At 41.0% G+C, this 6,064-nt stretch carries 8 protein-coding genes; all 8 read left to right on the top strand.

Annotated features, from left to right (window positions below; genetic code table 11):
- Positions 1-500 (top strand): hypothetical protein (locus tag H0W44_10645; protein ID MBA3582893.1); only part of this gene is annotated, 500 nt, incomplete at its 5' end.
- Positions 501-513: 13 nt separating this feature from the next.
- Positions 514-909, top strand: coding sequence for a hypothetical protein (locus H0W44_10640; GenBank protein MBA3582892.1), 396 nt, complete (start codon positions 514-516; stop codon positions 907-909).
- A 160-nt stretch (positions 910-1,069) separates the two neighbouring features.
- Positions 1,070-1,687 (top strand): hypothetical protein, encoded by a 618-nt coding sequence (locus H0W44_10635; GenBank protein ID MBA3582891.1) that lies wholly within the window; start codon positions 1,070-1,072, stop codon positions 1,685-1,687.
- Between the two features lie 10 nt (positions 1,688-1,697).
- Positions 1,698-2,120 (top strand): hypothetical protein, encoded by a 423-nt coding sequence (locus H0W44_10630; GenBank protein ID MBA3582890.1) that lies wholly within the window; start codon positions 1,698-1,700, stop codon positions 2,118-2,120.
- Positions 2,121-2,381: 261 nt separating this feature from the next.
- Positions 2,382-3,071: a hypothetical protein gene (locus H0W44_10625; GenBank protein MBA3582889.1), complete on the top strand. Its 690-nt coding sequence runs from the start codon at positions 2,382-2,384 to the stop codon at positions 3,069-3,071.
- Between the two features lie 118 nt (positions 3,072-3,189).
- The gene (locus H0W44_10620; GenBank protein ID MBA3582888.1) at positions 3,190-3,699 is read left to right on the top strand and encodes a hypothetical protein; all 510 of its coding nucleotides are present in this window, start codon (positions 3,190-3,192) and stop codon (positions 3,697-3,699) included.
- Between the two features lie 108 nt (positions 3,700-3,807).
- Positions 3,808-4,431, top strand: a complete 624-nt coding sequence (locus H0W44_10615; GenBank protein MBA3582887.1) for an RHS repeat-associated core domain-containing protein — start codon at positions 3,808-3,810, stop codon at positions 4,429-4,431.
- Between the two features lie 738 nt (positions 4,432-5,169).
- Positions 5,170-5,556 carry a hypothetical protein gene (locus tag H0W44_10610; GenBank protein ID MBA3582886.1) on the top strand — a complete coding sequence of 129 codons (387 nt, stop codon included), beginning with the start codon at positions 5,170-5,172 and terminating at the stop codon, positions 5,554-5,556.
- Positions 5,557-6,064 lie beyond the last annotated feature (508 nt).

The raw sequence follows: 6,064 nt of genomic DNA, 5'->3' as shown, positions 1-6,064 counted from the left end.
CACAAGGTGAAAGCAACAAAAACACCGCGCAATACACCGGACGTGACAACGACAACACGGGTTTGTATTATTACCGCGCGCGCTATTACGCACCGGAACTCAAACGGTTTATCAGCAGTGATCCGATAGGATTAAGGGGTGGATTGAACACCTATGAATACGTAGGTGGGGATCCGGTGAATTATATAGATTTTTCGGGTAATGGACGCATAGCTGCGGGTGTATGCATTGCTATAGCTGCATATGATGCATATTCGACAGGTAGAGATATAAATGACCTGGAACAAAAGATAAATAAAATGAAGCCAGAGATTAAAAGACTGCAAGCTAAATGTGGTTCTGGTTCAGGGACTCCAGAAGATTTTGAACGTCTAAATGATTTAAATCAGGAACTGGCTAAAGTAATGAGTGATTATGTTCGGGCTGAAATGATGGGTTATATCCCTAGTATAATAACTGGTCTTGGATGTATGGCGTTAGTTTATGTGCCTGGACTTTAGAGGATGTTTATCAATGAATCCAAATAATTTAATTTTATTATCTAATATACTGCTAATAATACCAGCAATATTACTTCTTCCTATATTGGTTTGGGTAAGTAAAGCCAAGTTACCGAAAAACATCGTTAATAAATATTCGTGGAAAGTTGTTTATATGAGTTCCATTCCTTTTGCTTACGCTTGGAAACATAGTGTTAATGAAGAAGATTTAGTATTTTTTGAAAAACATCGAACACGAGCTATAGCGTTTGCGGTTTTTATGTTGCTGAATGGCAATATTATATTATTCGCTAATGTTTTGAATGCTCTTAGTACGTATATGGAACATAATCAATGGACTGAGACTCAAATGAGCTGGTGTATAAATCAACTACGGGATCAACACGTGAGAATCAATAGTAATCAATAAAATCAATAGGGTCAGACTCGATTGATCCAATGATCCCCAACACGGTGGCATTACCGCACGGGAATAACGGGACGCTACCCTTTAAATTTTAAGAACCCACAACATCGATGAAGCCATCGCGCGTTATAGCGACAGCGGTGATCGTTATTTGCTAAACGACATGTTGGGTTCCACCCAAGTGCTGACTGACACTAGCGGCCAAGCCAGAACCACTTATCAATACAGCGCCTATGGTGACACCGACGCACAAGGTGAAAGCAACAAAAACACCGCGCAATACACCGGACGTGACAACGACAACACGGGTTTGTATTATTACCGCGCGCGCTATTACGCACCGGAACTCAAACGCTTTATCAGCAGTGATCCGATCGGATTAGCCGGCGGCTTAAATACCTATGCGTATGTAGGTGGGGACCCGGTTAACTTTACAGATCCGAGTGGACATGGCCCCGTAAGCGGGGGGGTGTGTCTAGCCCTTGATGTGATGTATAGCGGATATTCTCTCTATAAAGATCTTCAAAAAGCTGCCGATCTTGCCAGACTTCAGAAAGCAATAAAACGATTAGAGAAACGCATGGCTGAGTGTGATGTTTTGTCTGAGGAATATGCTGAATTAGCGGAAATTCAGGCCGAGGCCTACGAAAGGTTAGCGGAGTATGGGGCGAATGAGTCTAATGCGGAATTAGCGAAAATACCTGGTGTGGGGACCGTCGCACAAGGCATGGCTATAGGAGGTTTTTGTGGCGCTCTAGCCTTATGGCCCACTCTGCCCTAGGATATATGATATGAAAACTTATAGAATGTTAATTAATGTGGGCTTGATGTTAAGTATTATCGCAACTTTTAATACCACCAAGCATTATGTAGCGCTAAGCTTGCATACACAAACTGTAGAAACATTAATGTCAATTGGCAATAAAGACATTTTGCTGTCTCAAATGGCGACTGCCTTAGGAGATCATAAAGGGAAAAGCATCATTTTGCGCCAGTGCGGGTATTGTTTCACAACTAAAACTGCTTCTTCTACTGCTTTAAGCATAATGACTAAAGAGTTGAAAGCACGTGTTATTGTTGATTTGATTTCATGGATTTTTATTACGGGAATATTTGCGTTTGTACGTTATTCGCTACGGACCGAAGAGTCTAAAAAATCTTCTAAATCAAAATCAATGGCGGAATCAATGGGGTCGGACTCGATTGATCCTTAGCAATGAGAATCAATGGGGTCAGACTCGATTGATCTGGCGCATTAAATCAACTACGCTAGGCCATTAGCAACAGGACACGACTTCTGATGGCTCGCTTACCGCGCTTTGTATTACCTGGGCAACCTCAACATCTCATTCAGCGTGGCAATGATCGTCAGCTTACTTTTAGAGCTGAAGCAGATTATAAAATCAAGGGGTCAGACTCCTTGATTTAAGATCCTCTCGCTGCTAAAGTGCCTGCCATTGACTGAATGAACAAGAATCAAGGAGTCTGACCCCTTGATTCCCACACAAGGTGAAAGCAACAAAAACACCGCGCAATACACCGGACGTGACAACGACAACACGGGTTTGTATTATTACCGCGCGCGCTATTACGCACCGGAACTCAAACGGTTTATCAGCAGTGATCCGATCGGGTTAAGTGGTGGACTGAACACCTATGAATACGTAGGTGGGGATCCGCTTAATGCGACTGATCCCAGTGGCCAAATCGCGATGGTGATCCCGATTGGCATCAACTATGGTCGCTGCGTATTAATGTGTGTGGCCATGGAAATGATCATGGATCCTTGCCAGACCATGGGCGAAGCGGCACAAACCTGTGCATTAGAATGCCTGAATCCTATGAATTGGGGTGGGAAGGGCGCTGCGGGGAAGATGGCGGCTAAGAGTTCAAGCGCAGCGCGGCGTGAAGCAATGCGAAAAGCGGGGACGCCAACGAGTCGTTCCGCAACTTCTCAGTCTGGCAAAGAGGGACAAAGACAAACTACTACCGAGGGTGCTGACGGGAAACCTAGAGTTCAGACGCAGCACCCAGCCGATCAAGCCCATCCTCAACCGCATTGGCATGATGCTGCGCCCAAAATTGATTCGGCTACTGGGGAAATAAGAATAAATAATCAGGGACAAATCAAGTATCAAAACGGCGGCACTACTGAGACTTACTAATGAATGAATTTTCACAAGATAAAACGAATGCACCCTAATCTACAGAAGTCTCTTTCTTTATGAGCGATGCATCAAATCACAGAGCGGGATTGATCTTACATCCATATGTTGAGAAATTATGAGTAAACTCGAAGTCAAGTTACGAGAAGTCGAGCATAAGCGGGCAAGACAGAAGCTTTTAAATTCTGTCGATCCCGCACTTTCTAATTTACTTTCAAAGGCTGAATTTAGCCACGATAGGCAAAGTTTAAAGTACGCAGCTTTTTCTGCATGGGATATAAAAGCAAATGAGCAAACCACAACCAGAGGCAAAGTTAAGGATTGGGAGCTTAAGTATTTTAATACTCCTACTGAAATTGTTAGCTTTATCAAAACTAATGTTAAACCCGCTAACGCAATTGGTTGGTTCTTCGTTGATAGCGAGGGGCCATATTATTCGTTATCGCTCTCCGAGTTCTTGCTCAATCTTAGCTTTTTGCAAGACTACTGCGAAAAACAAAATCACTTTGATATAGGATGGGTAGGAAAGTCAGCGGATATGGGTATTGTTTTTGAATTCAATCATAATCCTTTTGGACACAATGAGTTTGAGGTATGCATGTGGGGTGGAATTAATGGCAATCAATAGCGTTAGAGAGAATAACGGGACGCTACCCTTTAAATTTTAAGAACCCACAACATCGATGAAGCCATCGCGCGTTATAGCGACAGCGGTGATCGTTATTTGCTAAACGATATGCTCGGTTCAACCCAAGTGCTGACCGACACCAGCGGCCAAGCCAAAACGACTTATCAATACAGCGCGTATGGTGACACCGACGCACAAGGTGAAAGCAACAAAAACACCGCGCAATACACCGGCCGTGACAACGACAACACCGGTTTGTACTATTACCGCGCGCGTTATTACGCACCGGAACTCAAACGCTTTATCAGCAGTGATCCGATTGGGTTAAGGGGCGGGTTGAATACTTATGCGTATGTGGGCGGGGATCCGGTTAGTTACACTGATCCGGATGGTAAAAATCCCATATTACTTATTGGCGGGATACTGTGGGCTGCAAAAGGGGGGTATGACGCTGCCCATAACTACGAAACACAAAAATGTTTAGATAAAAAAGAACAAGAACAAAGTGAGCAAGATACTCCTGGTCAAAATGCCATGAATAACGGTGCTAATACCGCAAATAATGGTGTATCTAATGTTGGGCCTGTTGTTATAAAAATTGTCGCAGGTATAGCCGTGGCTGGTGCGACTGGCAATGTTATTGGAGCAGTCGGTGGCATTGCTGGTGCAGCGGGAGGAGCGATATATCATCAAGCAACTCATGCTCGATCACCTAATTGCGAATGTAAATAAATATGACGAACATAAATAAAAAAATTATTAGATACATTTTTTTTACAAGCTTCATGGCATTGCTGTTAACTAAAATGCTGGTGCATTACTTTGAAATGCCTGGCTGTAAAGAGTGCGATTCATTTTTAACATATGTGTATGGCATTACTGTTATATCGCTTGGTTTTTTTTGCATGTGGGGTCTTTTTATTCCAATTCACGCTCTAACATGTTTGTCTTTTAAAGCAGGTAAAAAGTTTCAAAATTATGTTGAGCACTTTTTCGTTACTATATGGACATCTATATTTGGTATAATAATTATGAATTTTGTCCTCGCTTTTATATTTATTCTTAGAAGATTTGTTTAGTTTTTGTATAGCGATAATTTTCTAAAAACGTTTAATTTTTTCTTTTCATATTTATGCTAATTAAATTGTTAATGTGATTATTGAGTATGAAGAGCAAAAATAAAAAAATTATTGCGTGTTTTTTTTCACTTGTTGTGAAAATATTCGTAATTAAAGAAGAAGTACATTAAAACACATAACTGCGCAGAGCGCATATTTTAATATATCTTATGGCATTCCTGGTGGATTACTTATTTTTTTTGTTTTATGGCTTATTTTTATTTTTTTAAAATAGATAAAACACCTAAGACTTACCTTGATCGTTTTTTCATTTTCACGACATGGGTACGGTAATTACGAATTCTATTCTCGTTTTAATGCTTCTAAAATAAATAGGCATGGTTTAAAAACAATGAAAAACTTATTTTTTGAAAAATACTTCATATTTCCATTTTTAGTAATTATTTCTTGTTCATTTTTTATTGGGGTGTATTTTTTAGAAGAATTTTGCTTCTCTGGTATTTTTTTGGATCCCGAGATCAATACGGTTATTGCTGTATTAGGCGCTGTCTTGTTGTTGTTTGGGTCTATTGCGAGCCTAATTTTTATTAATCGACTTCGAAAAAAAATCCATGAAATGTTTCTTGTGGTTTCTGAAGCAAAAAGTAGTAGGATTTTGTTGGAAAATCCTGTTTATGTAAAAATCATTCTTAATGCAATGTTGGCAAATATGATGACCGCAATTGCAACCATTGTTTTGTATTTTCCAGTTTGGAGCAAATGGCTGCCGTGCGATTAGGAATCAATAAGGTCAGGAATCAATAAGGTCAGTCTGAGCTATCCCGGATTTTTCGGACGGTTAAATTAAGCAACATTGATCATCTCATAATGATGCGGTGACTAGTACTGCAATGTTTGATGAATACGTTGCCGATTATAAAATATTTCTAAGTAGAATAACGAGTAGAATAACGGAACGCTACCTTTTAAATTTTAAGAACCCACAACATCGATGAAGCCATCGCGCGTTATAGCGACAGCGGTGATCGTTATTTGCTAAACGACATGTTGGGTTCAACCCAAGCGCTGACTGACACCAGCGGCCAAGCCAAAACGACTTATCAATACAGCGCGTATGGCGACACCGACGCACAAGGTGAAAGCAACAAAAACACCGCGTGAATCAATGGGGTCAGACTCGATTGATTCGGTAGATTAAATGAATTATGCTGCTCCATTATCAAATGGACACGACTTCTGATGGCTCGCTTACCGCGCTTTGTATTACCTGGCCAACCTCAACATCT

It is taken from the genome of Gammaproteobacteria bacterium, assembly GCA_013817245.1.
Lineage (GTDB): Bacteria > Pseudomonadota > Gammaproteobacteria > HTCC5015 > HTCC5015 > JACDDA01.
Note: the sequence above shows the minus strand (reverse complement) of the source record. Positions and strands in the feature narration are given on the sequence as shown.

Bases quoted from the DNA above. Each gene is read 5' to 3' on its own strand.
- H0W44_10610 (MBA3582886.1), top strand. From the start codon at position 5,170: ATGAAAAACTTATTTTTTGAAAAATACTTCATATTTCCATTTTTAGTA.
- H0W44_10640 (MBA3582892.1), top strand. From the start codon at position 514: ATGAATCCAAATAATTTAATTTTATTATCTAATATACTGCTAATAATA.
- H0W44_10620 (MBA3582888.1), top strand. From the start codon at position 3,190: ATGAGTAAACTCGAAGTCAAGTTACGAGAAGTCGAGCATAAGCGGGCA.
- H0W44_10635 (MBA3582891.1), top strand. From the start codon at position 1,070: ATGTTGGGTTCCACCCAAGTGCTGACTGACACTAGCGGCCAAGCCAGA.
- H0W44_10630 (MBA3582890.1), top strand. From the start codon at position 1,698: ATGAAAACTTATAGAATGTTAATTAATGTGGGCTTGATGTTAAGTATT.
- H0W44_10615 (MBA3582887.1), top strand. From the start codon at position 3,808: ATGCTCGGTTCAACCCAAGTGCTGACCGACACCAGCGGCCAAGCCAAA.